General features: G+C 66.7%; 23 protein-coding genes and 1 CRISPR repeat array. Of the genes, 12 read left to right on the top strand and 11 right to left on the bottom strand.

What is annotated here, in order from left to right; genetic code table 11:
* Positions 1 to 216 precede the first annotated feature (216 nt).
* Together cra and LE197_RS00515 are read left to right on the top strand one after the other, a co-directional pair.
* Positions 217 to 1,206, top strand: a complete 990-nt coding sequence (cra, locus tag LE197_RS00520; protein ID WP_003104372.1) for a catabolite repressor/activator — start codon at positions 217 to 219, stop codon at positions 1,204 to 1,206.
* 10 nt (positions 1,207 to 1,216) lie between these two features.
* The gene (locus LE197_RS00515) at positions 1,217 to 1,996 is read left to right on the top strand and encodes a TatD family hydrolase (RefSeq protein ID WP_033943023.1); all 780 of its coding nucleotides are present in this window, start codon (positions 1,217 to 1,219) and stop codon (positions 1,994 to 1,996) included.
* Here the strand turns inward: LE197_RS00515 and LE197_RS00510 are convergent, their stop codons facing one another.
* Together LE197_RS00510 and LE197_RS00505 are read right to left on the bottom strand one after the other, a co-directional pair.
* On the bottom strand, positions 1,997 to 2,299 hold the full coding sequence (locus tag LE197_RS00510; RefSeq protein WP_003111769.1) for a barstar family protein: 303 nt from the start codon (positions 2,297 to 2,299) through the stop codon (positions 1,997 to 1,999).
* Positions 2,284 to 3,204 (bottom strand): LysR family transcriptional regulator, encoded by a 921-nt coding sequence (locus tag LE197_RS00505; protein WP_003092132.1) that lies wholly within the window; start codon positions 3,202 to 3,204, stop codon positions 2,284 to 2,286. Before LE197_RS00505 ends, LE197_RS00510 begins: the two co-directional genes overlap by 16 nt.
* 95 nt (positions 3,205 to 3,299) lie before the next feature.
* Here LE197_RS00505 and LE197_RS00500 point away from each other — a divergent pair, with 95 nt between their 5' ends.
* Positions 3,300 to 3,593, top strand: coding sequence for a putative quinol monooxygenase (locus LE197_RS00500; RefSeq protein ID WP_003104358.1), 294 nt, complete (start codon positions 3,300 to 3,302; stop codon positions 3,591 to 3,593).
* Positions 3,594 to 3,614: 21 nt separating this feature from the next.
* Complete coding sequence (locus tag LE197_RS00495) at positions 3,615 to 4,628, top strand: zinc-binding alcohol dehydrogenase family protein (RefSeq protein ID WP_003104356.1); 1,014 nt, start codon at positions 3,615 to 3,617, stop codon at positions 4,626 to 4,628.
* A gap of 57 nt (positions 4,629 to 4,685) precedes the next feature.
* Here LE197_RS00495 and LE197_RS00490 read toward each other — a convergent pair whose 3' ends face one another.
* The 3 genes from LE197_RS00490 to mmsA all read right to left on the bottom strand — a co-directional run bounded on the left by LE197_RS00490 (position 4,686) and on the right by mmsA (position 9,079).
* On the bottom strand, positions 4,686 to 6,572 hold the full coding sequence (locus tag LE197_RS00490; protein ID WP_151155363.1) for a propionyl-CoA synthetase: 1,887 nt from the start codon (positions 6,570 to 6,572) through the stop codon (positions 4,686 to 4,688).
* 101 nt (positions 6,573 to 6,673) lie between these two features.
* On the bottom strand, positions 6,674 to 7,570 hold the full coding sequence (gene mmsB / locus LE197_RS00485) for a 3-hydroxyisobutyrate dehydrogenase (RefSeq protein WP_003119529.1): 897 nt from the start codon (positions 7,568 to 7,570) through the stop codon (positions 6,674 to 6,676).
* A 15-nt stretch (positions 7,571 to 7,585) separates the two neighbouring features.
* Positions 7,586 to 9,079, bottom strand: a complete 1,494-nt coding sequence (gene mmsA, locus LE197_RS00480) for a CoA-acylating methylmalonate-semialdehyde dehydrogenase (RefSeq protein WP_031633810.1) — start codon at positions 9,077 to 9,079, stop codon at positions 7,586 to 7,588.
* A 131-nt stretch (positions 9,080 to 9,210) separates the two neighbouring features.
* Between mmsA and mmsR the strand changes: the two genes are divergently transcribed.
* On the top strand, positions 9,211 to 10,134 hold the full coding sequence (mmsR, locus tag LE197_RS00475; protein WP_003122160.1) for an MmsAB operon transcriptional regulator MmsR: 924 nt from the start codon (positions 9,211 to 9,213) through the stop codon (positions 10,132 to 10,134).
* A 126-nt stretch (positions 10,135 to 10,260) separates the two neighbouring features.
* Positions 10,261 to 10,437, top strand: a complete 177-nt coding sequence (locus LE197_RS00470; protein WP_003104346.1) for a hypothetical protein — start codon at positions 10,261 to 10,263, stop codon at positions 10,435 to 10,437.
* A gap of 7 nt (positions 10,438 to 10,444) precedes the next feature.
* Here LE197_RS00470 and LE197_RS00465 read toward each other — a convergent pair whose 3' ends face one another.
* Positions 10,445 to 11,623, bottom strand: coding sequence for a multidrug effflux MFS transporter (locus LE197_RS00465; protein WP_003092150.1), 1,179 nt, complete (start codon positions 11,621 to 11,623; stop codon positions 10,445 to 10,447).
* Between the two features lie 365 nt (positions 11,624 to 11,988).
* Here LE197_RS00465 and nalD point away from each other — a divergent pair, with 365 nt between their 5' ends.
* Positions 11,989 to 12,627 (top strand): efflux system transcriptional repressor NalD, encoded by a 639-nt coding sequence (gene nalD / locus LE197_RS00460; RefSeq protein WP_003092152.1) that lies wholly within the window; start codon positions 11,989 to 11,991, stop codon positions 12,625 to 12,627.
* Here nalD and LE197_RS00455 read toward each other — a convergent pair.
* Complete coding sequence (locus LE197_RS00455; protein ID WP_003092153.1) at positions 12,606 to 12,803, bottom strand: heavy-metal-associated domain-containing protein; 198 nt, start codon at positions 12,801 to 12,803, stop codon at positions 12,606 to 12,608. The two genes, nalD and LE197_RS00455, sit on opposite strands and share 22 nt — an antisense overlap.
* A gap of 182 nt (positions 12,804 to 12,985) precedes the next feature.
* On the opposite strand from LE197_RS00455, the gene LE197_RS00450 reads away from it, so the two are divergent.
* Both LE197_RS00450 and LE197_RS00445 read left to right on the top strand, forming a co-directional pair.
* Positions 12,986 to 13,516, top strand: a complete 531-nt coding sequence (locus tag LE197_RS00450; RefSeq protein ID WP_003092155.1) for a cytochrome b — start codon at positions 12,986 to 12,988, stop codon at positions 13,514 to 13,516.
* A gap of 98 nt (positions 13,517 to 13,614) precedes the next feature.
* The gene (locus LE197_RS00445) at positions 13,615 to 14,037 is read left to right on the top strand and encodes a hypothetical protein (RefSeq protein ID WP_003092157.1); all 423 of its coding nucleotides are present in this window, start codon (positions 13,615 to 13,617) and stop codon (positions 14,035 to 14,037) included.
* Positions 14,038 to 14,890: 853 nt separating this feature from the next.
* A CRISPR array of direct repeats spans positions 14,891 to 16,358; the repeat unit is 28 nt; unit sequence TTTCTTAGCTGCCTATACGGCAGTGAAC.
* Positions 16,359 to 16,629: 271 nt separating this feature from the next.
* On the opposite strand, the gene LE197_RS00440 is transcribed toward LE197_RS00445, so the two are convergent.
* The 4 genes from LE197_RS00440 to ybaK all read right to left on the bottom strand — a co-directional run bounded on the left by LE197_RS00440 (position 16,630) and on the right by ybaK (position 20,321).
* A complete protein-coding gene (locus tag LE197_RS00440; protein WP_003113065.1) occupies positions 16,630 to 16,944 on the bottom strand; it encodes a hypothetical protein in 315 nt (104 codons plus the stop codon).
* Between the two features lie 377 nt (positions 16,945 to 17,321).
* Positions 17,322 to 18,107: a PhzF family phenazine biosynthesis protein gene (locus LE197_RS00435; RefSeq protein WP_003159513.1), complete on the bottom strand. Its 786-nt coding sequence runs from the start codon at positions 18,105 to 18,107 to the stop codon at positions 17,322 to 17,324.
* Between the two features lie 195 nt (positions 18,108 to 18,302).
* Positions 18,303 to 19,787: a glycerol kinase GlpK gene (gene glpK / locus LE197_RS00430; RefSeq protein WP_033937536.1), complete on the bottom strand. Its 1,485-nt coding sequence runs from the start codon at positions 19,785 to 19,787 to the stop codon at positions 18,303 to 18,305.
* Between the two features lie 63 nt (positions 19,788 to 19,850).
* The gene (gene ybaK, locus LE197_RS00425; RefSeq protein ID WP_003092163.1) at positions 19,851 to 20,321 is read right to left on the bottom strand and encodes a Cys-tRNA(Pro) deacylase; all 471 of its coding nucleotides are present in this window, start codon (positions 20,319 to 20,321) and stop codon (positions 19,851 to 19,853) included.
* A gap of 264 nt (positions 20,322 to 20,585) precedes the next feature.
* Here ybaK and glpF point away from each other — a divergent pair, with 264 nt between their 5' ends.
* The 3 genes from glpF to LE197_RS00410 all read left to right on the top strand — a co-directional run bounded on the left by glpF (position 20,586) and on the right by LE197_RS00410 (position 23,943).
* On the top strand, positions 20,586 to 21,425 hold the full coding sequence (gene glpF, locus LE197_RS00420) for a glycerol uptake facilitator protein GlpF (protein WP_003092166.1): 840 nt from the start codon (positions 20,586 to 20,588) through the stop codon (positions 21,423 to 21,425).
* 39 nt (positions 21,426 to 21,464) lie between these two features.
* On the top strand, positions 21,465 to 22,982 hold the full coding sequence (gene glpK, locus LE197_RS00415; protein WP_003092168.1) for a glycerol kinase GlpK: 1,518 nt from the start codon (positions 21,465 to 21,467) through the stop codon (positions 22,980 to 22,982).
* 205 nt (positions 22,983 to 23,187) lie between these two features.
* Positions 23,188 to 23,943 carry a DeoR/GlpR family transcriptional regulator gene (locus tag LE197_RS00410; RefSeq protein ID WP_003092173.1) on the top strand — a complete coding sequence of 252 codons (756 nt, stop codon included), beginning with the start codon at positions 23,188 to 23,190 and terminating at the stop codon, positions 23,941 to 23,943.
* Positions 23,944 to 24,064 lie beyond the last annotated feature (121 nt).

Below are 24,064 nucleotides of genomic sequence, written 5' to 3'. Positions count from 1 at the left end.
CTTCCGTACAGCCTGGGGCGGTGATCCGCTTGTTGTCATTGACCTGCCATAGCGTAGGCGGCGCCGCGTTCGGGCTGCGCGAGGCAGCCTGGGGCAGGGGGCGCCGGCTTCGCCGGAATCTTTTGCTGAATCGATTCACTTAATTAAATTGGCACGTTACCCGATAATGATTGATCCTTGAAGCCCAACTTGTCGTCGCCTCCAGTAGAGATCGGTTTGAAACTCAGTGATATCGCCCGCCTGGCCGGGGTCTCGGTGACCACCGCCAGCTACGTCATCAATGGCAAGGCCGCCCAGCGGCGCATCAGCGCCGCCACCGTCGAGCGCGTGCTTGCCGTGGTCGAGGAACACGGCTACCAGCCGGACCAGCAGGCCGCCGGCCTGCGCCGCGGGCAGACCCGCACCCTCGGCTTCATCCTCCCGGACCTGGAAAACCCCAGCTACGCCCGCCTCGCCAAGCAACTCGAACAAGGCGCCCGGGCGCGCGGCTACCAGTTGCTGATCGCCTGCTCCGACGACGAGCCGGAGACCGAGCGCCAGGTGGTCAACCTGTTCCGCGCGCGCCGCTGCGACGCGCTGATCGTCGCCAGTTGCCTGCCGGCCGGGGATGATACCCATGCCCGGCTGGTCGCCGAAGGCCTGCCGGTGGTGGCCATCGACCGCCAGCTCGACCCGCAGCGCTTCGCCTCGGTGATCAGCGACGACCAGGACGCCGCGCGCCGCCTCACCGAAACCCTGTTGCAACCGGCGCCGCGCCATATCGCCCTGCTCGGCGCGCGGGCGGACCTGATCATCAGCCACGACCGCGCCGCCGGCTTCCGCCAGGCGCTGAAGGACTTCCGCGGCGAGGTCATCGTCGAGCATGCCGAGGTGTTCAGCCGCGAGTGCGGACGCCGCCTGATGGAGCAATTGCTCGAGCGCCTGGGCTACCTGCCCGACGCCCTGGTGACCACTGCCTATGTACTCCTCGAAGGCGTCTTCGATGTGTTCCAGGCGCGCGCCGACGGTTGGCCCGAAGGCTTGCGGGTGGCGACCTTCGGCGACACCCAGTTGCTCGACTTCGTGCCGCTGAAGGTCAACTCGATCTACCAGCAGCACGCGCTGATCGCCGCCAACGCCCTCGAACTGGCGCTCCGCGCGGTCGAGGAGAACGACTACCGGCCGGGCCTGCACGCCGTCCCCCGGCAACTCAAGCTGCGCGACTGAGCCGGCCGCCATGCGCCTGGTCGACACCCACAACCACCTCGACTTCCCGGACTTCGACGCCGACCGCGCCGCGCTGCTGCAACGCAGCCGCGCGCTGGGGGTCGAGCGCCAGGTGGTGCTCGGCGTCTACCGCGAGAACTGGCAACGGGTCTGGGACCTGGCGCAGGCCGAGGATGGCCTGTACGCGGCGCTCGGCCTGCACCCCGTCTACCTGGCGCGGCACCGCCCGCAGCACCTGGACGACCTGCACCAGTGGCTGCAACGCCTGCGCGGCGAGACGAAGCTCTGCGCGGTCGGCGAGATCGGCCTGGACTACTACCTGGAACACCTCGACCGCGACGCCCAGCAGGCGCTGTTCGAGGCCCAACTGCGGCTGGCCGCGGAATTCCGCCTGCCGGCGCTGATCCACGTGCGCCGCGCCCACGCGGCGACCATCGCCACCCTCAAGCGCATCCGCCTGGAGCGCCGTGGCATCATCCATGCCTTCGCCGGCAGCCGCGAGGAAGCCCGCGAGTACCTCAAGCTCGGCTTCCGCCTCGGCCTCGGCGGCGCGCCGACCTGGCCGCAGGCCAACCGCCTGCGCAAGGTGGCGGCGGAGCTGCCGGCCGAGGCCATCGTGCTGGAAACCGATGCGCCGGACATGGCGCCATCGATGCATCCCGGCCAGCGCAACAGTCCGGAGCACCTGCCGGACATCTGCCGCGCCCTCGCCGAGCTGCGCGGGGTCGACGCCGAGGAACTGGCGGCGAGCAGCAGCCGCAACGCCGCCGAGCTGTTCGGCTGGGACTGATCAAGCGTCGCGCAGGACTTCCGGCGCCAGTTGCGGGTACGTCTCGCGCAACGCCTCCAGGCAGGCCGAAAGCTGCGCCGCTTCCTCCGGCAGGCGCCGGGCGAAGTCGCTCCAGCCTTGCAGACGCAATCGCCGGGGCATCGGCACCAGGCCGCTGATGGCGTCCCAGAAGGCATCCCAGTTGCATCCGTACCACGGCGGCAACGCCAGGGCCTCGCGCAGGCGTTCGTGCAAGCGCGCGGCGCTGTCCACGTCCGCCAGCTCGATGGCCAGGCTCGCCGCCCGGTTCAGTTCCTCGTCCATGGAGCCTCCGCCAGCAATGCGTCGCAACGCTCGCGCACGAACGCGCGCAAGAGGGTCACCGGACGGGTCAACTGGGCGCGGTGGGTACACAAGAGGTTCATCGGCGTCGCTTCGCCCTGCCACTCCGGCAGCAGCAGGCGCAGGCGCCCGGCGCGCACGTCCTCGGCCACGTCCAGCCAGGACTTGTAGACCAGCCCCTTGCCGGCCAGGGCCCAGCGCCGCACCACGTCGGCGTCGTCGCAGACCCGGTCGCCGGCGACCGTCAGGGTCAGGCTGCGGCGGCCCCGCTGGAACGCCCAGCGGTCGTGTACCCGGCCGCCGAGTTGGTAGAGCAGGCAATTGTGCTCGCGCAGGTCGTCCGGCTGGCGCGGCTCGCCGCGCTCCGCCAGGTAGCCCGGCGCGGCGCAGAGCACTCGCCGGTTGTCCGGCGCCAGCGGCAGGGCGACCAGGCTGGAGTCGGCCGGTGCGCCGTAGCGGATCGCCACGTCCACCGGTTGCCGGTAGAGATCGGTCACCCGGTCGCCGAGCAGCAGGCGCAGGCTCAGTTGCGGATAGCGCGCCTGGAACTCGTCGAGCCATGGCAGCAGCAGGTTGCGGCCGAAGTCGGAGGGCGCGGAAAGCTGCAGTACCCCGGCGATCTGGTCCTTGCCGCCCTGCAGCAACCGGCGCCCCTCCTCCAGGCTGCGCAACGAGGCGCGGGCATGCAGGAGGAACGCGTCGCCCTCGGGAGTCAGGCGCAGGCTGCGGGTGGAGCGGGCGAACAGGCGTACCTCCAGCTCGCTTTCCAGGCGCTTCAGCGCCGCGCTGGCCACCGCCGGGGAAATCTCCAACTGGCGCGCGGCGGCGGACAACGAGCCGCTGTCGCTGGTGTGGACGAACACCTGGAGGTCGTCGTAACGCAGCATTTTCAAGATTCCTTTGAAAGAGTCTTCCCTGATAGCCTGTTTTTCAGCGATTTGAAATAGCCCATCCTGACTCCGCCCCATCGAAGGAACCCACCATGAGCACACCCCTCACCCTGATCGCCACCATCACCGCCGCCCCCGGCCACGCCGAGGCCCTGGAACGCGAATTGCGCGCCCTGGTCGCCCCGTCGCGCGCCGAGGCTGGTTGCCTGCAGTACGACCTGCATCAGGACCGCCACGACTCCCACCTGTTCTACATGATCGAGCAGTGGCGCGACGACGCCGCCCTGGAGCGGCACCAGAACACCGAACACTTCCTGCGCTTCAGCCGCGGCAACGAAGCCCTGCTGCAGAACGTGAAGATCGACCAACTCTATCGCCTCGCCTGAGGCCCGTTTCCCGGAGTTCCCATGAAAGCTGTCGGTTACTACCAATCCCTGCCCATCGACCATCCCGACGCCCTGCTCGACCTCGAACTGCCCGAGCCCACGCCGGGCCCACGCGACCTGCTGGTGGAGGTCCGCGCCATCTCGGTCAACCCGGTGGATACCAAGGTCCGCCAGCGCGCCCAGCCGGAAGCCGGCCAGGCCAAGGTGCTGGGCTGGGACGCGGCGGGCGTGGTGCGCGCGGTCGGCAGCGAGGTCAGCCTGTTCCGTCCTGGCGATCGGGTCTGGTACGCCGGGGACATCACCCGCCCCGGTAGCAACAGCGAGCTGCATCGGGTCGACGAGCGCATTGCCGGGCACCTGCCGAAAAGCCTCGACTTCGCCCAGGCCGCGGCCCTGCCGCTGACCACCATCACTGCCTGGGAACTGCTCTTCGAGCGCTTGCAGATCGCCGAAGGCAAGGCCGACCAGGGCCAGAGCCTGCTGGTGGTCGGCGCCGCCGGCGGGGTCGGTTCGATCCTGGTCCAACTGGCCCGGCAACTGACCGGCCTGAACGTGATCGGCACCGCTTCGCGCGCAGAGACCCAGGCCTGGGTCCGCGACCTCGGCGCGCACCATGTGATCGACCACGGCAAGCCGCTGGCCGAAGAGCTGAAGCGGATCGGTGTCGCCGAGGTCAGCCACGTCGCCAGCCTGACCCACACCGACCAGCACCTCGAACAGATCGTCGCCGCGCTGCGCCCGCAAGGCCGCCTGGCGCTGATCGACGACCCGGCGTCGCTGGACATCGGCAAGCTGAAGCAGAAGAGCCTGTCGCTGCACTGGGAGTTCATGTACACCCGCTCGATGTTCCAGACCGACGACATGATCGAGCAGCACCGGCTGCTGGAGCGGGTCGCCGGGCTGATCGACGAAGGCGTGTTGAAGACCACCGTCGGCGAGCATTTCGGCCGCATCGACGCGGCCAACCTGCGCCGCGCCCACGCGCTGCTGGAGAGCGGCCGGGCCAAGGGCAAGATCGTTCTCGAAGGGTTCTGAACGGCAGGACCACGGGGCGCGGCGTTTTCCACCCTACCGCCGTGCCCCTGGCCTTTGCTATCCCGCCTTGCGCACCCTCAGCGCAGCCTCGATCTCGCCAAGGATCGTCGGGTCGTCGATGGTCGATGGCGCCGCGTAGTCCTCGCCATCGGCGATCTTGCGCAGCACCGCGCGGAGGATCTTCCCGGAGCGGGTCTTCGGCAGCCGCTTGACCACCACCACCCGCTGGAAGCAGGCCAGCGCGCCGATCTGTTCGCGGACCAGCGCCACCAGCTCGCGCTGCAGTTGCTCGGCGGCGATCCCGGCATCGTCCTTGAGCACCACCAGGCCCAGCGGCACGTGGCCCTTGAGTTCGTCCCGCACGCCGATCACCGCGCACTCGGCAACCGCCTGGTGCTGCGCCACGCGTTCCTCCATCTCGCCGGTGGAGAGGCGATGCCCGGAAACGTTTATCACGTCGTCGGTGCGCCCCATGATGTAGACGAAGCCGTCCTCGTCGAGATAACCGCCGTCGCCGGTGTGGTAGTAGCCGGGATAGTTGCCCAGGTAGGCCTGCAGGTAGCGCGGGTGGTCGCCCCAGAGGGTCTGCGCGCAGCCCGGCGGCAACGGCAGGGCGATGACGATCGCGCCCTGGCGGTTCGCTCCCAGCGGCCGGCCTTCGTCGTCCAGCACCTGCACGTGGTAGCCGGGCACCGCGCGGTTGGTCGAGCCGGCCCGCAGGTCGTGGCCGGCGATCCCGATGCAGGGCGCGGTCACCGGCCAGCCGGTCTCGGTCTGCCACCAATGGTCGTGGACCGGCCGCCCGGTGTGCTCCTCCAGCCAGTGCTGGGTGCTGCTGTCGAGCTTCTCGCCGGCCAGGAACAGGTGGCGCAGCGAACCCAGGTCGTAGCGCTTCACCCGTTCACCATGCGGGTCTTCCTTGCGGATCGCGCGGATCGCCGTCGGCGCGCAGAACAGGCTGTTCACCCTGTGCTCTTCGATCACCCGCCAGTAGGCGCCGGCGTCCGGCGTGCGCACCGGCTTGCCTTCGTAGAACACTGTGGTACAGCCGCACATCAGCGGGCCGTAGACGATCAGCGAGTGGCCGACCACCCAGCCGACGTCGGAGATCCCCCACCAGACGTCGCCGGCCTGCATGCCGTAGATAGTGCGGACCGCGTAGCGCACCGCGACCGCGTGGCCACCGTTGTCGCGGACGATACCCTTGGGCTTACCGGTGGTGCCCGAGGTGTACATGATGTACAGCGGATCGCCGCTGGCCACCGGCACCGGATCGGCCGGCTCGGCGGCGGCGAGGCAGTCCTGCCAGTCCAGGTCGCGGCCCGGGTGCAGGCGCGCGGGCGCCTGCGGGCGCTGCCAGACCATGACGTGGGCAGGCTGGTGGATCGCCAGTTCGAGGGCCTTGTCCACCAGCGGCTTGTATTCGATCACCCGGTCGAACTCCAGCCCGCAGGAAGCGGTGAGCACCAGCTTCGGCGTGGCGTCGTCGATGCGCAGGGCCAGCTCGTAGGGAGCGAAGCCACCGAACACCACCGAATGCACCGCGCCCAGGCGCGCGCAGGCGAGCATCGCCATGGCCGCCTGCGGCACCATCGGCATGTAGATGATCACCCGGTCACCCTTGCCGACCCCGAGGGCCTGCAGGGCGCCGGCCAGGCGCGCCACTTCGTCACGCAGCCGCAGGTAGCTGTAGCGGTCCTGGGTGCCGGTCACCGGCGAGTCGTAGATCAGCGCGGTCTGTTCGCCGCGCCCCTCCTCGATCTGCCGGTCGAGGGCCAGGTAGGCGCTGTTCAGACGGCCATCGGCGAACCAGCGATGGGTGCCGTCGGGCAGGCTTTCGAGGATGTTCGCGGGCGCCTGGTACCAGGCCAGGGAACGGGCCTGTTCGGCCCAGAACGCGGCCGGCTCGGCGATCGAGTGGGCGTGCTGCTGCAGGTACGTCATGTTCCAGCCCTCTGATTGTTCTTATTAGGGATGAAGCAGTGAGTGAGCCTTGGAGTATGGGCGGGCGCCGGGCACCCGCCATCAACCTTTGGTCGTAGGGGTCAGTCCTTGCCGCGGTAGAGCTTCTGGATGCTGGAGAAGTCCAGCCCCTCGTGCTCGGCATCGGCCTGGGCGTGCAGGCTGAACAGGTTGCGCGCCAGCGCGCCGAGCGGCGTCGAGGCCTGCACCGCCTGGGCGTTGGCCAGCGCCAGGCCGAGGTCCTTGTTCATCAGGCGCACCTGGAAACCGCCGGCATAGCCGTTGCTCGCCGGCGCCTGCGGCATCACCCCGGGCCAGGGGTTGTAGAGGTTCAGCGCCCAATTGCCACCGGAACTCTGCTTCATCACCTCGGACAGCACCGCCGGGTCGAGGCCGTTCTTCACCCCCAGCGCCAGGGCCTCGGCGGTGCCGGCCATGAGGATGCCGAGGAGCATGTTGTTGCAGATCTTCGCCACCTGGCCGGCGCCGTGATCGCCGGCGTGGAAGATGTTCCGGCCCATGTTCTCGAGGACCGGCCGGGCCCGCGCGAAGCCTTCGGCGGGGCCGCCGACGATGAAGCTCAGGGTGCCGGCGCGGGCGCCGCCGACGCCGCCGGAAACCGGCGCGTCGAGCAGGGTCAGGCCCTTCGCCGCGGCGGCCTCGGCGACCTTGCGCGCGGTCTCCGGGGCGATGGTCGAGCAGTCGATCAGCAGGGGCTTGCCGGCGACCCGCGCGAGTAGGCCGTCGTCGCCGAGATACAGGCTTTCCACGTGCTGCCCGGCCGGCAGCATGCTGATCACCACTTCGGCGCCTTCGCAGCACTGCAAGGCGCTATCGGCGCCCTGCGCGCCCTGCTCGACCAGGCTCAGCACGGCCTTGGGCTGCAAGTCGAAGACATTCACCCGGTGGCCGGCCTTGAGCAGGTTGGCGGCCATCGGCCCACCCATGTTGCCCAGGCCGAGGAATGCGATGTCGGTCATCGGTCCGTCTCCCTTTCAGCGCATCTGGATCGAGAAGTTGGTCCCGGCCACGCTATCGCTGTCGAACCAGCGCGCGGTCACGGTCTTGGTCTCGGTGTAGAAGCGCACGCCCTGCTTGCCGTAGGCGTGCAGGTCGCCGTAGAACGAGCCCTTCCAACCGGTGAAGGAGAAGAACGGCAGCGGTACCGGGATCGGGATGTTGATGCCCACCTGGCCGACCTCGATGTGGTGCTGGAAGGTCCGCGCCGCGGCGCCGGAGCTGGTGAAGATCGAGGTGCCGTTGCCGTAGGGGCTTTCGTTGATCAGGCGGATCGCCTGCTCCAGGCTGTCGACCTCGGCCAGGCAGAGCACCGGGCCGAACACCTCTTCGCGGTAGATCGCCATGTCCGGGCGCACCCCGGCGAACAGCGTCGGGCCGACCCAGTTGCCGTCCGGGTATCCCTCGACCTTGTAGCCGCGGCCATCCAGCAGCAGTTGCGCGCCCTCCTCCACGCCCTGGCCGATCAGGCGCTCGATGCGCGCCTTGGCCTGCGGGTTGATCACCGGGCCGTAGCTGGCGCCGCTGTCATCCCATGGGCCGGGGCGGACCTTGGCCAGCGCGTCGCGGATTTCCGGAATCCACTCGCGGGCGGCCCCCACCAGCACCGCCACCGAGATCGCCATGCAGCGCTGCCCGGCCGCGCCCACCGAGGCACCGACCAGGTTGCTGATGACCTGTGCCTTGTCCGCGTCGGGCATGATCACCATGTGGTTCTTCGCCCCGGCGAAGCTCTGCACGCGCTTATTGTGCGCGGTGCCGGTGTGGTAGACGTGCTGGCCGACGGCGACCGAGCCGACGAAGGACACCGCCTTCACCTGCGGGTGCTTGAGCAACTGGTCGACCTGTTCCTTGCCGCCATGCACCACCTGCAGCACGCCCTTCGGCGCACCGGCCTCGAGGAACAGCTCGGCGAGCCGCACGCTGGTCAGCGGCACCTGCTCGGAAGGCTTGAGGATGAAGGCGTTGCCGCAGGCGATGGCCAGCGGGAACATCCACAGCGGGATCATCGCCGGGAAGTTGAACGGGGTGATGCCAACGCACACGCCCAGCGGCTGGGTGATGCTGTAGGTGTCGATGTTGCGGGCGACGTTCTCCACCGTCTCGCCCATCAGCAGCGAGGGCACGTTGCAGGCGTGCTCGACCACCTCGATACCGCGCCAGACGTCGCCCTTGGCGTCCTCGAAAGTCTTGCCCAGCTCGCTGGAGACGATCTTCGCCAGTTCGTCGTGGTGTTCCTTGAGCAGCGCCTGGTAACGCAACATCACCCGCGCGCGCTCGGAAACCGGGGTTTCCTTCCAGCTGGCGAAGGTTTCGCGGGCACTGGCCACCGCCTGCTCGACCTGCTCCGCGCTGGCGCAGGCGATCTCCGCCAGGGTGCTGTTGTCGAGGGGATTGCTGACCGGGATGCGCTGGGCGCCGAGACCTTCGACGAAGGCTCCCGCGATGAGGTGGCGGACTGGGACTGACATGAACCCTCCTGCACCGGCCAGGCCGGCTTTTATTGTTGTGGCGGACTGGTACGAGGTCGATTCGGACCTCGCTTTGGCCAAGAAGCTATCACTGGGCGGAAGGTCGCGAGATCGACTAAATTGTGTTGTTCATGGACTATATTGCGGAGCCGGCTACCGACATGTCGCACACCTCCGACTGGCCCCTGCCGGCCGACAGCCTGCGCTTGCCGATCCCGGCGGCGCTGCTGGAGAAACTGGCGGTCCACCCGCTCAGCCGCGACCTCTACCCCACCTCCCTGGGCCACTACCGGCGCGCCCGCGACCACCGCATGAGCCGCGAGCGCCATGACGAGCACCTGCTGATCTATTGCAGCGAAGGCCAGGGCCTGTTGCGCGTGCGCGAGGGCGAGGCCTGGCGCGAATACCGGGTCGGCAGCGGCGACCTGCTCTGGCTGCCGCCGGGCATGGCCCACGACTACGCCGCCGACGACCGCCAACCCTGGACCATCTTTTGGACCCACCTGCGCGGCGACAGCGCCACCTGGCTGCAACACAGCGCCGGCTACCGCGACACCCCGCTGCGCCATTGGGGCCTGCAACACGCCCTGCTCGGCGGCTTCGAGCAACTGCTGGAGGTGCGCCACAGCGGCTACCGCTTCCAGCACTTCCTGCTCGCCGCCAGCCGCCTGCGCAGCCTGCTCTGCCAGCTACCGCTGCTGCGCCCGCTGCGCGAGGGCAGCCTGGACCTCGACGGGCTGCACGCCTACATGCGCGAACACCTGCATGCGCGCCTCGAACTGGAACGCCTGGCGGCCTTCTGCAACCTGTCGAAGTTCCATTTCGTCAGTCGCTACAAGGCGATCACCGGCCGTACGCCTATCCAGCACTTCCTGCACCTGAAGATCGAGTACGCCTGCCAGTTGCTGGACAGCAGCGACCAGAGCGTGGCCCGGGTCGGCCAGGCGGTCGGCTACGACGACAGCTACTACTTCTCGCGCCTGTTCAGCAAGGTCATGGGTTTGTCGCCGAGCGCCTACCGGCAGCGGGTAAGGCAGGGCGAGGGAGGAGCCTGAAGCGCTCTGCGGCGGGGCTGTAAACGAAGCGGCGACCAGTTGTCGGCAAACTGATCCCGGTCAGTGTTTTCCGGGCCGACAGGACTAGACTGAAGCTCCCTTTCCAGCCCCGATGGATGAATCGCCATGAACATCCTCGTCCGCCCGTCGCAAACCCCGAAAGGCCAATGCTGGCAAGTCTGCCTCGACCAGCAGGCCGTCAACTTCCGTAGCGAAAGCGAGGCCCGGCGTTTCGTCGACCGCCTCGAGGCGCGCCTGCGCGCGCCCCATGTGCTGCCCGAACTGAAACAGCGAACGGCCTGATCCGCGCTCAGGCGGCCTGGCGCTCCAGGCGCCCGGTCTGCCAGGCGAGCAGGGTCGCGACCGCGCCGCAGACGGCGATCACCAGAGTCATGGGGATCGCCGTGCCGTCGTGGAGCACGCCGACCAGCGCCGAAGCGCCCGCCGCCACGCTGAACTGCAGGCTGCCCATCAGCGCCGAGGCGCTGCCGGCGTGCTGTCCCTGTCCGGCCATGGCGCAGGCGGAAGCGTTGGGAATGATGCAGCCGAGGCTGGCCACGCATCCGAACAGCGGAACCAGCAGCGGCCACAGCGTGGCCGGTTGCAGCGAAGCGATGCCCAGCAGGGCCAGGCCGCACGCCAGGTAGCCCCAGATGATCCGCCGCAGCCAGAACGCCGGCCCGCGATAGCGCAGCAGCCGCGCGTTGACCTGTGCCATGACGATGAAGCCCGCGGCATTGCTGCCGAACAGCCAGCCATAGTGCTCGGCGGGAATCCCGTAGAGCTGGATGAACACGTAGGGCGAACCGGCGATGTAGGCGAACATCCCGGCCATCGCCACCCCGCCGGAAAGGCCATAGGCGAGAAACAGGCGGTCGGCGAACAGCCGCCGGTACTGCCCCAGCGCGCCGGACAGCGGCGGTCGCTCGCCGTCGGCCGGGATGGTTTCCGGCAGCCACAACGCCACGCCGAGGCCGGCCAGGGCGGCGAACAGGGTCAGGCAGACGAAGATCGATTGCCAGCCCTGCCAGTCCAGCAGCAGGCCGCCGGCCACGGGGGCGAGGATCGGCGCCAGGCCCATCACCAGCATCAACTGGGAAAACGCCTTGGCGGCGCCGATCGGATCGCACAGGTCACGCACCACTGCCCGCGAGATGACCATCCCGGCGCAGCCGCCGAGGGCCTGGACGAAGCGCGCGGCGATCAGCCACTCCAGGCTCGGCGCCAGGGCGCAGGCGGCCGAGGCCAGGGTGAAGATACTCACCCCCACCAGCAGCGGCAGGCGCCGGCCATAGCGGTCGGCCACCGGGCCGTAGAGCAACTGGCCGATGGACAGGCCGGCGAAGTAGGCGGCCAGGCTCAGCTGGACGTGCTCGACGTCGGTGGCGAAGGCCTTGGCCAGGGTCGGGAAGCTCGGCAGGTAGAAATCGATGGCCAGTGGCCCGAAGGCGCTCAGGGCTCCCAGTATCAGCAGGATGCGCAGGTTCATGGATCGCTCGGCACGGGGCGCGTCGGTGGCAGGCAAGGCACTTCCCTGCGCGGCTCCCGGCAAGCGGGACGACGACGCCTATCATTGAATCGTCTGTGAGGGCGGGCGGCTCCAGGCCTGAAGGCCGGTACTGGCGGGAAGATGCTACGGACAGCCGGGGAGTCGCCGAAAAAGCAGCGCGCAGCATAACACCGAAGACGCCCGCCGATCATGGCCGGAGACCGTGGAACCGCGGAATCCACGACTCATGAATGAGCAGCATTAGACAAAGGTGGTGTCGAAATACTTCGAGTCCGCCCGAGCGCGGCTAAAATCGGTACACTCCCCGCCCCGTTGCCGAGACCCATTCGACTATCCAGCACAGCATGCGACGCACAAAGGAAGATTCTGAAAAAACCCGTACGGCCATCCTCCTGGCCGCCGAGGAACTGTTCCTGGAAAAAGGCGTGTCCCATACCAGCCTGGAACAGATCGCCAGGGCCGCCGGGGTGACCCGTGGCGCCGTCTACTGGCACTTCCAGAACAAGGCCCACCTGTTCAATGAGATGCTCAACCAGGTACGCCTGCCGCCGGAGCAACTCACCGAGCGCCTGTCCGGCTGCGATGGCAGCGACCCGCTGCGCTCGCTCTACGACCTCTGCCTGGAGGCCGTGCAATCGTTGCTGACGCAGGAGAAGAAGCGCCGCATCCTGACCATCCTGATGCAACGTTGCGAATTCACCGAGGAACTGCGCGAGGCGCAGGAACGCAACAACGCCTTCGTGCAGATGTTCATCGAACTCTGCGAGCAGTTGTTCGCCCGCGACGAATGCCGTGTGCGGCTGCATCCGGGCATGACTCCGAGGATCGCCTCGCGCGCCTTGCACGCGCTGATCCTGGGCCTGTTCAACGACTGGTTGCGCGACCCGCGCCTGTTCGATCCGGATACGGACGCGGAACACCTGCTGGAGCCGATGTTCCGTGGCCTGGTGCGCGACTGGGGTCAGGCCAGCTCGGCGCCGTAGCCCTCCTCGCGGATCGCCTCGAGTACCTGGGTGCTGTCGAGCCGGCTGGCGACCCGGACTTCGCCGGCGCCAAGATCCACCTGGACGTCCGCCGCCGAATCCTTCGCCTGCACCGCATGGGTGATCGCCCGTACGCAGTGGCCGCAGGTCATGCCCTGAACCTTGAAGACTTGCATGGTATTGCCTCCTGTTGGTCATCGATGGGGCGATTTTCGACCTTGACATGGTGTCAAGGTCAATCCTCGAAATATCCGGTAACCGACAAAGCGTCAAGAACGGGTAAAGGCGGAGTAAAGAGGCTTAAACCCTACAAAGCACATGGTTAACATGTTCACCTTGTTCTTCACGAGGTAGAACCATGTCCATCCGCCGCTATTCCCCGTCACAGATCGCCCTGCACTGGCTCAGCGCCGTCGCGGTCCTGCTGATCATCGCCCTGCCCTACGGCGCCGACTTCTTCGCCGGCCTGCTCGGCGGCAAGGGCAACGTCTTCACCCTGCACAAGTCGCTGGGCGTGGCGGTACTCCTGCTGACCCTGACACGCCTGGCGCTGCGCCGCGTCCAGGGTGTCCCGGATACCCTGGAGGGGAACCCGGACTGGCAGCGCGCGGCCGCCAAGGCCGGGCATTTCCTGCTGTACGCGGTGCTGATCGTCATGCCGCTCTCCGGCATGCTCGCCGGCAAGCGTCCGCTGGACCTGTTCTGGCTGGTGCAGATCGGCCCGTTCGACCTGCCGGAAGCCTTCAAGGCGTTCGCCGGCGGCACCCACGTCACCGTCCAGTACCTGCTTTTCGCGCTGATCCTCGGCCACGCCGCCGCGGCCATCTGGCACCACCGCGTGCAGAAGGACGACGTACTGCGCGCCATGCTGCCGCAACGCGGCGCCTGACCCCAGCGACGGACGGGCACGCGGATGCCCGTCCCGACTTGTCCCGGGCCCCGGCTTCGGCCAAGCTTTTCCCTACGCCCCCGCCGCCGAGGCCCGCCATGTTCCCCATTCTTCGCCCGCTGCTCCATACCGCCGCCCTGGCCTGCGCCCTCCCGGCGCTCGCCGCGGACCCGCAACCGGCCAGCGGTGGCTGGGCGCAACCCGACCCGGCGCCGATCGGCTATGCGGTGCTGAACGTTTCCCGCGAGCGGGTCGAGTCCGGCACTGCCTGCGATGTCGGCCTGTACGTCCACGACGAACTGGTCGGCAACCTGCAACCGGGCGCCAGCCTGGCCCTGAACCTGCAACCCGGCGCGGTGGACGTGCGTCTTGCGCCGAACGGTCCTGGCGACGCCTGCCGGAACGGCATGACCATCCTCGCCGGACAGACCCTGACCCTGCGCGCCGGGGAGATCCGCAACCTGCGCATTGCCCTTGGTGCGGGCGGGCTCTACCTGGCGCCGGTGGCGGATGGGTACTGAGGGGTAGCGACTTGCCGTGGGGCATTGGCCATGACTCAGGGCACGAAGGTGGCGTTTCGGCACCGGGTGCACGGGGACTGCCTGGCGGGCCGTGAATGCGTGCACTGGCCCCCAGCTCCCGTCGCTACCTGCACGGCACTAAGGGGGGAAGCTGTTGCTTAGCGCTTGAGCGGGCGTCGTGCTTGCCTTGGCCTCTTGTTTCGCCTTTCCAGGCGAGCTCCTTCTGCAAGCGTCCAAAAGACTCGCCCTGCCACTCGGAGGGCATGCCAGGAGCCCGATCCGTAGGGCGAATGACCGCTTGCGGTTATCCGCCGGCTCTCCGGGGCATCGGCGGATACCGCCTGTGGCGGTATTCGCCCTACGGGACTATATCGCTCGCGACTTCTTAGCTACACGGCAGTGAGGGGGGACGCTGTTGCTTAGCGCTTGAGCGGGCGTCATGTTTGGTGGTCAAGCTGTTCTTTGTGCCTGCCTTGGTCTCTTGTTTCGCCTTCCCAGGCGAGTTCCTTTTGCAAGCGTCCAAAAGGAACCAAAAGACTCGCCCCGGCATCCGGCCCCAGCCGCTTCTCGGCTGGGGTGCCCTCGCTGCATCGTTGCTCCCGGCGGCACGCCGCCACGGTCCTTCGTGGACCGAGGCGGCTCTCGCGGCATCCTGCCACTCGTCCCCCTCCGCAACGATTCCGCTCGGCCTCCTGACGGGGCGGGTTTGCCGCCCCACCACTCGGAGGGCAAGCCTCACTTCGTGCATGCCAGGAACCCGATCCGTAGGGCGGATACCGCCTATGGCGGCATTCGCCCTACGGGACTACACGGCAATGAACGGCGCAGGCTGGCCGTTCTGCTCTTTCTTGAGTTTCTTAGCTGCCTATACGGCAGTGAACGACCGGCAGCAAGCCAAGGTGCAGTCGCTGCATTTCTTAGCTGCCTATACGGCAGTGAACAGATCGTCCTGGGCGGCAGGTCCGGATTGTCTTTTCTTAACTGCCTATACGGCAGTGAACTGGCCTCGCACCACTCGCATTGCTTTTCTCCATTTCTTAGCTGCCTATACGGCAGTGAACCAAGTCTTCGGACTCCTCGGGCCGCTGCTCGATTTCTTAGCTGCCTATACGGCAGTGAACATCGCAATCGTGTTCGGCCTGCTGGCCTTCATTTTCTTAGCTGCCTATACGGCAGTGAACATTATGCGGACCCTTGGCGGCATCCTGATGAATTTCTTAGCTGCCTATACGGCAGTGAACTGCATGTACCTCCAGTGGTTCGGGTATCTGCTTTTCTTAGCTGCCTATACGGCAGTGAACGATTCGACCGTCAGACCACGGCGACGCACAGCTTTCTTAGCTGCCTATACGGCAGTGAACAAGCCGACCACCCCACGCCGCGATCTGGTCAATTTCTTAGCTGCCTATACGGCAGTGAACGCGCCGCAGCCGAGATCGGCAAGTCTATGGGATTTCTTAGCTGCCTATACGGCAGTGAACCGGTGGAGGGCGGCGGTGGCTCTTTCGTCATCTTTCTTAGCTGCCTATACGGCAGTGAACGAGGACTTCGCCGATCCATATCCCGTCTACCATTTCTTAGCTGCCTATACGGCAGTGAACGACCTGGAGCCACTGAGCAGGCACGCCACCCATTTCTTAGCTGCCTATACGGCAGTGAACGCGACACGGTGCCGGTAGCGCTTGGCGGAACATTTCTTAGCTGCCTATACGGCAGTGAACGCGGCCGGATGGACTGACAAAAACCCGGTGGATTTCTTAGCTGCCTATACGGCAGTGAACGTACCTCGTCGCGGGCAGATCGGCGCCGGCCTTTTCTTAGCTGCCTATACGGCAGTGAACTACATCACCTCAACCGATAATCGGGATACGCCTTTCTTAGCTGCCTATACGGCAGTGAACCCGTCGCGGCATTGCTGCTCGGCTTCGCGCCATTTCTTAGCTGCCTATACGGCAGTGAACGCCATGATGGCATCAGTCGGCTGTTCGAAATTTTTCTTAGCTGCCTATACGGCAGTGAACGGTGGTCCTGGGCTTCCTGCGGCGCTGATCGATTTCTTAGCTGCCTATACGGCAGTGAACGTGGCGATGGTGGTGGCGGCACGCCTGGAACGTTTCTTAGCTGCCTATACGGCAGTGAACGCGGTGGTACCGGTGGTGGAACTGGCCTGGAATTTCTTAGCTGCCTATACGGCAGTGAACGGTCTCAAACACTGGAACCTTTGACTACCATATTTCTTAGCTGCCTATACGGCAGTGAACATCCCACAGACCCGACCGACCCGAAAGACCCTTTTCTTAGCTGCCTATACGGCAGTGAACTAGCCCCGAAAACCTATAACCATTTGAAGGAAAAGGAAATACCGAGTTTTTCCTGCCAGAAACCCTCTTTTTTCGAGGTCTCGTAACTTGCTGATTTATAAGGGCGTAAGAAATCGTCCGAAAAAAGGGTCGGAAGTTTCGGGCAATTGGAGGCCGTTTCGCGAGGACCGGGACGGGCGGTGAGCCTCGCCGTTCGGGCGCGAAAGGTCTTGTGATGGGCGATGCCGCAAAGCCCCCGGCCAGGCCGGGGGCGTCGCGCCAGGGAGCGGCGCTACAGGCTCGGGTGGCCCGCCTCGATTTCGGACAAGGCATCGCTGAGCAGCGACAGCAACGCACCGTTGATGTAGGCCAGGGTGCCGCCGGGCTCTTCTTTCTCATCGAGCAAACGGGTCATGGCCAGGATGTTGATTGCCGACCTCAAGCGCACTTTCGCGTTGTCGAACAAGTGCGTGGGGAGTGCATGGGTGTCCACGTACAGGGTGGCGCTACGCGGACACATGTCGGCCTGGGAGGTGGGTAGCAGTGGGACGAAGCGGGGGGACGATTCTGTTACCTCGGGGTTGGACGTATCATTCGGCTTAGCCATGGGTCAGCTCCTTAGTAAGCTGGGTTGTGGTTAGCGGGTCGTAGGTGTTCCACCACCTGCGGCCCGCGTCCTTCCGCCCTCAAAAACAGAGGGCAGTGCCGTTCGTCCTGTCCCTGCGGGATGGATTTGCCGGCCCCTCCATCATCCTCCTACTGGGTTTTTATCCAATTCCCGGGCTTCTGAGAGAGCCTGCGGAAATGTCCGGGGGAGCTGTCCGGCGTTTCTAGGGCCTGTAGGGCGAATACCGCCACAGGCGGTATCCGCCGATACCCCGGATAAGCGGCGGATAACCGCGAGCGGTTATTCACCCTACGGATCAGGGCTTCAGTATGTGGAGGTCTGGCATGCACGAGGTCATCCCCCTCCTGAAGCGCCCCTCAGCCCAATCGAATCCTTCCGCTCGCCACCAGCACCGCATGCCCGGCGATACTCACCCGCTCGCCCTCCAACCGGCACCACAGCTCGCCGCCGCGCGCCGAGCACTGCTGGGCGGTCAGCGACAGTTTGTTCAAGCGCTGGGCCCAGTAGGGAATCAGGCTGCAATGCGCGGAGCCTGTGACCGGGTCTTCGTCGACGCCCATCGCCGGGGCGAAGAAGCGCGAGACGAAATCCTTCTGCAGACCCCGCGCGGTGACGATCACTCCACGCCAGGGCAGCCGCGCCAGGGCCGCGAAGTCGGGGCGACAGGCGCGCACCGCCTCTTCGGACTCGAGCAGCACCAGCAGCTTGTCGGTGGAGCCCAGCACGTCCACCGGCGGCAGGCCCAGGGCCTGCTCCAGCTCGACGGTGCTACCGACCTCGCTCGGATACTGCGCGGGGAAATCCAGGACCAGCCGCTCGTCCTCGCGGTTGACCCGCAGCGCACCGGAGCGCGAGATGAATTCCAGGCGCTCGCCCGGCTCGTCGTAGACCTCGAACAGTACGTGGGCCGCAGCCAGTGTGGCGTGGCCGCAGAGCGCCACCTCGACGCTCGGGGTGAACCAGCGGATCCGCCAGGCCTCTCCTTCACGAACGACGAAGGCGGTCTCGGAGAGGTTGTGCTCGGTCGCGATCATCTGCATCAGCTCGTCCGCCAGCCAGGCGTCGAGGCGATAGACCACGGCGGGATTGCCGCTGAACGGACGGGAAGAAAACGCGTCGACCTGGTGGAACTCGAGCTGCATGGCAGACCTCCTGGGAACGATCGCCACAGCATGCCGCCGCAGGCTCCGGGATGGGCGATACAGTGCGATCTTTTCCGATCGTAACAGTGGGACTTCGCCCTGCCTTCGACCCATTGCCCGAGCGGGCGTTTGCGGCGACCTGCCGGCGTTGTGAAGCCGCCGGCAAAAACGCCGCCTTTTTCCGCGAAACGCCGCTCAGGCCTCGCTGCGCACCCGTCGCACCGCGTTCTGCCAGCCGGCGTAGAGTTCGCCGCGGCGCTCCTCGGCCATGTGTGCGGCGAAGCGGCGCTGCAGGTGCCAGTGGCTGGCGATGTCGTCCAGGTCGCGATAGAAGCCGGCCTTCAGCCCGGCCATGTAGGCCACGCCGAGGGCGGTGGTCTCGGTGACTTCCGGGCGCTCCACGGTGACACCAAGGATGTCGGTGAGAAATTGCATCACCCAGTTGTTCACCACCATCCCGCCGTCCACCCGCAGCGCGCTGGGCGGCGTGCCGTCCTGGCGCATCGCTTCGAGCAGGTCGCGGGTCTGGTAGCAGACCGATTGCAGACCGGCGGTGACGATCTCCTTGATTCCGGTGTCGCGGGTCAGGCCGAAGATCGCGCCGCGCGCCTTCGGGTCCCAGTAGGGCGCGCCGAGGCCGGTAAAGGCCGGCACCAGGTAGACGCCGTTGGAGTCGCCGGCCTGGATCGCCAGGGCTTCGCTCTCGTGGGCGTGGTCGATCAGCTTGATGCCGTCGCGCAGCCATTGCACCGCGGCGCCGGCGACGAAGATGCTGCCCTCCACCGCGTAGCTGACCTTGCCGTCCAGACGGTAGCCGACCGTGGTGAGCAGGCGGTTCTTCGAGGTCACCGGCTGCTCGCCGGTGTTCTGGATCATGAAGCAGCCGGTGCCGTAGGTGCTCTTCACCATGCCCGGCTGGAAGCAGGCCTGGCCGATCAGCGCGGCCTGCTGGTCGCCGGCCATGCCCAGCACCGGGATCGCCGCGCCAAGCAGCGACGGCTCGCTGACGCCGAACTCCGCCGCGCAGTCGAGTACCTCCGGCAGCAGGCTGCGCGGGATCTCGAACAGCGCCAGCAATTCCTCGTCCCAGTCCTGGCTGTGGATGTTGAACAGCAGGGTGCGCGAAGCGTTGGTCGCGTCGGTGCGATGGGAGCGGCCGCCGGTCAGGCGCCAGAGCAGGAAGCAGTCGACGGTGCCGAAGCGCAGCTCGCCGCGTTCGGCGCGCTGGCGGGCGCCGGGCACGTTGTCGAGGATCCAGCGCAGCTTGGTGGCGGAGAAATACGGATCGATCAGCAGCCCGGTGCGCGCGCTGACGTTCGCCTCGTGGCCGGCGGCCTTGAGTTCGGCACAGTAGTCGGCGGTACGACGATCCTGCCAGACGATGGCCGGGTGGATCAGGTCGCCGCTGGCGGCGTCCCAGACCAGCGTGGTCTCGCGCTGGTTGGTGATGCCGATGGCGGCGATGTCGGCCGCGCGCAAGCCCTTGCGGGCGAGCGCGTCGCGACAGACCTGGAGGGTGGTCAGCCAGATTTCCTCGCCGTCGTGCTCCACCCAGCCGTCCTTCGGGAAGTACTGCTTGAATTCCTGCTGGCAGCTCGTCACCGGCAAGCCCTGGGCACTGAACACGATGGCGCGGGAGCTGGTGGTGCCCTGGTCGATGGCGAGGAGATAGTGGGACATGGAAAACCTGACAGATTGAAAAGTAAGACGAATGCCGACCGCTAGGCCGGCGGGATTAGCGGCTCATTCGCGGCCGATGGCGGCGAACGAACCCTGAGTCAGCTGGGCCAGCACCTCGGCCGCCAGCTCCACTTCCAGCCCGCGCCGTCCTGCGCTGACATGGATGCTCGGGTACTGCCGCGCGCTTTCATCGATGAAGGTACGCAGGCGCTTCTTCTGCCCCAGCGGGCTGATCCCGCCCACCAGGTAGCCGGTGGCCCGCTGCGCCGCCTGCGGATCGGCCATGTCGGCCTTCTTCGCCCCCGCCGCATGGGCCAGGGCCTTCAGGTCGAGACTGCCGATCACCGGCACCACCGCCACCAGCAGCTCGCCCTTCTCCGTGGCGGCGAGCAGCGTCTTGAACACCCGCTGCGGGTCCAGACCGAGCTTTTCCGCGGCCTCCAGGCCATAGGAAGGTGCCTTGGGGTCGTGGCTGTAGCTGAGCACCTTGTGCTCGGCGCGGGCCTTTTTCAGCAGGTCGATGGCAGGGGTCATGGTCACTCCCGGAGAAGAACGTTGGCTGAAAACCGGCGCCTACCTTAAGCCATCGCCGCCCCTGCTGCACGGGCGCCGATGCCGCGGCCCGCGTGCCTCGGTAGCGATATTCGATTGGCCGCGAAAACGAAACCGGAGGGTCGTTTTTCGGACAAACGTTCATCTTCGCGCTTTGACAGCATTCCTTTGTGAATATATTTTTTCGAAACTGAACAATTTTCACGGCTGCCCGCCATAATTACAAGAACAGACAAGAGAGGCCCCATGACCACCGCCGCCCCGACCCCGTCCCTGTTCGGCCAATGCCTGGCCGAGTTCCTCGGCACCGCCCTCCTCATCTTCTTCGGCACCGGTTGCGTCGCGGCCCTGAAGGTCGCCGGCGCCAGCTTCGGCCTGTGGGAAATCAGCATCATCTGGGGGGTCGGCGTGAGCATGGCGATCTACCTCAGCGCCGGCGTCTCCGGCGCCCACCTGAACCCGGCGGTGAGCATCGCGCTATGGCTGTTCGCCGGCTTCGAGGGGCGCAAGCTGCCGTTCTATATCACCGCCCAGGTGGCCGGTGCGTTCTGCGCCGCAGCGCTGGTCTACACCCTCTACAGCAGCCTGTTCATCGAGTTCGAACAGGCGCAGAACATCGTCCGCGGCAGCCAGGACAGCCTGGCCCTGGCCTCGGTGTTCTCCACCTATCCGCACCCGGCGCTGTCGGTCGGCCAGGCGTTCCTCGTCGAAGTGGTGATCACGGCCATCCTCATGGCGGTGATCATGGCTCTTACCGACGACGGCAACGGCCTGCCGCGCGGTCCGTTGGCGCCGCTGCTGATCGGCCTGCTGATCGCCGTGATCGGCAGCGCCATGGGCCCGCTGACCGGTTTCGCGATGAACCCGGCGCGCGACTTCGGCCCCAAGCTGATGACCTACCTGGCCGGCTGGGGGCCCATCGCCTTCACCGGCGGCCGCGAGATTCCCTACTTCCTGGTGCCGATCTTCGCCCCGATCCTCGGTGCCTGCCTCGGCGCCGGCGGCTATCGTGTACTGATCGCGCGCCATCTGCCGAGCGCCGCGGCGCCCGCCGAAGCCGAGCCGGAGAAGGTTCGCGCTTCCTGACCGCCCGCTCTTTCCTGCCATAGCCACAAGGCCACAGCCATGACCGACAAGCACAACAAGAAATATGTCGTCGCCCTGGACCAGGGCACCACCAGCTCCCGCGCCATCGTCTTCGACCGCGATGCCAACGTGGTCAGCCAGGCCCAGCGCGAGTTCGCCCAGTTCTATCCGCAGGCCGGCTGGGTCGAACACGATCCGATGGAAATCTGGGCCACGCAGAGTTCGACCCTGGTCGAGGCCCTCGCCCAAGCCAGCATCGAGCACGACCAGGTGGCCGCCATCGGCATCACCAACCAGCGCGAGACCACGGTGGTCTGGGACCGTCACAGCGGTCGGCCGATCCACAACGCCATCGTCTGGCAGTGCCGGCGCAGCGCGGCGATCTGCGCGCAGCTCAAGCGCGACGGGCTGGAAGACTACATCCGCGAAACCACCGGTCTGGTCACCGACCCGTACTTTTCCGGGACCAAGCTGAAGTGGATCCTCGACAACGTCGAAGGCGCCCGCGAACGCGCGCGCAACGGCGACCTGTTGTTCGGCACCATCGACACCTGGCTGATCTGGAAGCTCACCGAAGGCAAGGTCCACGTCACCGACTACACCAATGCCTCGCGGACCATGCTGTTCAACATCCACAGCCTCGACTGGGACGCACGGATGCTCGAGGTGCTCGACATTCCCCGCTCGATGCTGCCCGAGGTGCGCAACTCTTCGGAGGTCTACGGCAACGCCCGGATCGGCGGGGTCGGCGGCGGCGAGCTGCCGATCGCCGGGATCGCCGGCGACCAGCAGGCCGCCCTGTTCGGCCAGATGTGCGTGGAACCGGGCCAGGCGAAGAACACCTACGGCACCGGCTGCTTCCTGCTGATGCACACCGGCGACAAGGCGGTGAAGTCCACCCATGGCCTGCTCACCACCATCGCCTGCGGCCCGCGCGGCGAGGTCGGCTACGCCCTGGAGGGCGCGGTGTTCAACGGCGGCTCCACGGTGCAGTGGTTGCGCGACGAACTGAAGGTGATCAACGACTCCTTCGATTCCGAATACTTCGCCACCAAGGTCAAGGACAGCAACGGCGTCTACCTGGTACCGGCCTTCACCGGACTCGGCGCGCCCTATTGGGACCCCTATGCGCGCGGCGCAGTGTTCGGCCTGACCCGTGGAGTCAAGGCCGATCACCTGATCCGCGCCACCCTGGAGTCCATCGCCTACCAGACCCGCGACGTGCTCGACGCCATGCAGCGCGATGCCGGCGAACGCCTGCGCGCTCTGCGCGTCGACGGCGGGGCGGTGGCCAACAACTTCCTCATGCAGTTCCAGGCCGACATCCTCGGCACCCGCGTGGAACGTCCGGTGATGCGCGAGACCACCGCCCTCGGCGCCGCCTACCTGGCCGGCCTGGCCTGCGGCTTCTGGAGCAGCCTCGACGAGCTGAAGAGCAAGGCGGTGATCGAGCGGGTGTTCGAGCCGGAGTGCGACGAGCCCCGGCGCGAAAAGCTCTATGCCGGCTGGAAGAAAGCAGTGGAGCGCACTCGCGGCTGGGACGACGGCGAACTGTGACGAACTGGCGCCATTCGTCCGCCGCGATGCGGCGAATGGCGTGTTCCCCGGCGCCGCTCTGGCATGCCCTGGGTAACGTTTGCGCGCGGCGGCCGGGTGCCGCCGCGGCGCCCTCTACGACTCATGCACGGCTGACAACGGCCCCCCGCGTGCGGCATTCTTGGCGACTTTCCAGGGTCCCGGCCCGGCAGCACGAGAACAACCCATGAACCTGCCCCCCCGACAGCAAAGCATCATCGAGGAGGTCCGCGAGCGCGGTTACCTGAGCATCGAGGAGATGGCGCAGATGTTCGCGGTCACCCCGCAGACCATCCGCCGCGACATCAACCAGCTCGCCGAACAGGGACTGCTGCGCCGCTACCACGGCGGTGCGGCCTACGATTCGAGCATCGAGAACACCGCCTACACCATGCGCGCCGACCAGATGCGCGACGAGAAGCAGCGCATCGCCGAAGCCGTGGCCAGCCTGGTGCCGGACAACGCCTCGCTGTTCATCAACATCGGCACCACCACCGAGGCCATCGCCCGCGCCCTGCTCAACCACCGCAATCTGAAGATCATCACCAACAACCTGCACGTGGCCGCCACCCTCAGCGCCAAGGAAGACTTCGAAGTGCTGGTCGCCGGCGGCACCGTACGCAGCGACGGCGGGATCGTCGGCCAGGCCGCGGTGGATTTCATCCAGCAGTTCCGCGTCGACTTCGCCCTGGTCGGCATCAGCGGCATCGACGAGGATGGCAGCCTGCTCGACTTCGACTACCAGGAAGTGCGCGTATCCCAGGCGATCATCGACAACGCGCGGCAAGTGTTCCTGGCCGCCGACTCGAGCAAGTTCGGGCGCAACGCGGTGGTCCGCCTGGGCCCGATCTCGCTGGTCAACCGGGTCATCAGCGACAGCCCGCCGCCCGCCGCCATCGCCCGCCTGATGGCACAGCACAAGGTTCACCTGGACCTGGTCTGAGGCATTTCTCCTGCCACGGCGCCGTTCGGCGCCGTGAATGTTCGTTTCAGAAAAACCACCTGCCGCCCCCTCTCCATGCGCCACGACCCTCGGCGGCCGCTTTCCCGCATGCGGAAGAGGG

Origin of the sequence: Pseudomonas sp. PS1(2021) (genome assembly GCF_020405165.1) — a bacterium.
GTDB lineage: Bacteria > Pseudomonadota > Gammaproteobacteria > Pseudomonadales > Pseudomonadaceae > Pseudomonas > Pseudomonas aeruginosa.
This window is presented reverse-complemented; position numbering and strand designations above follow the sequence as displayed.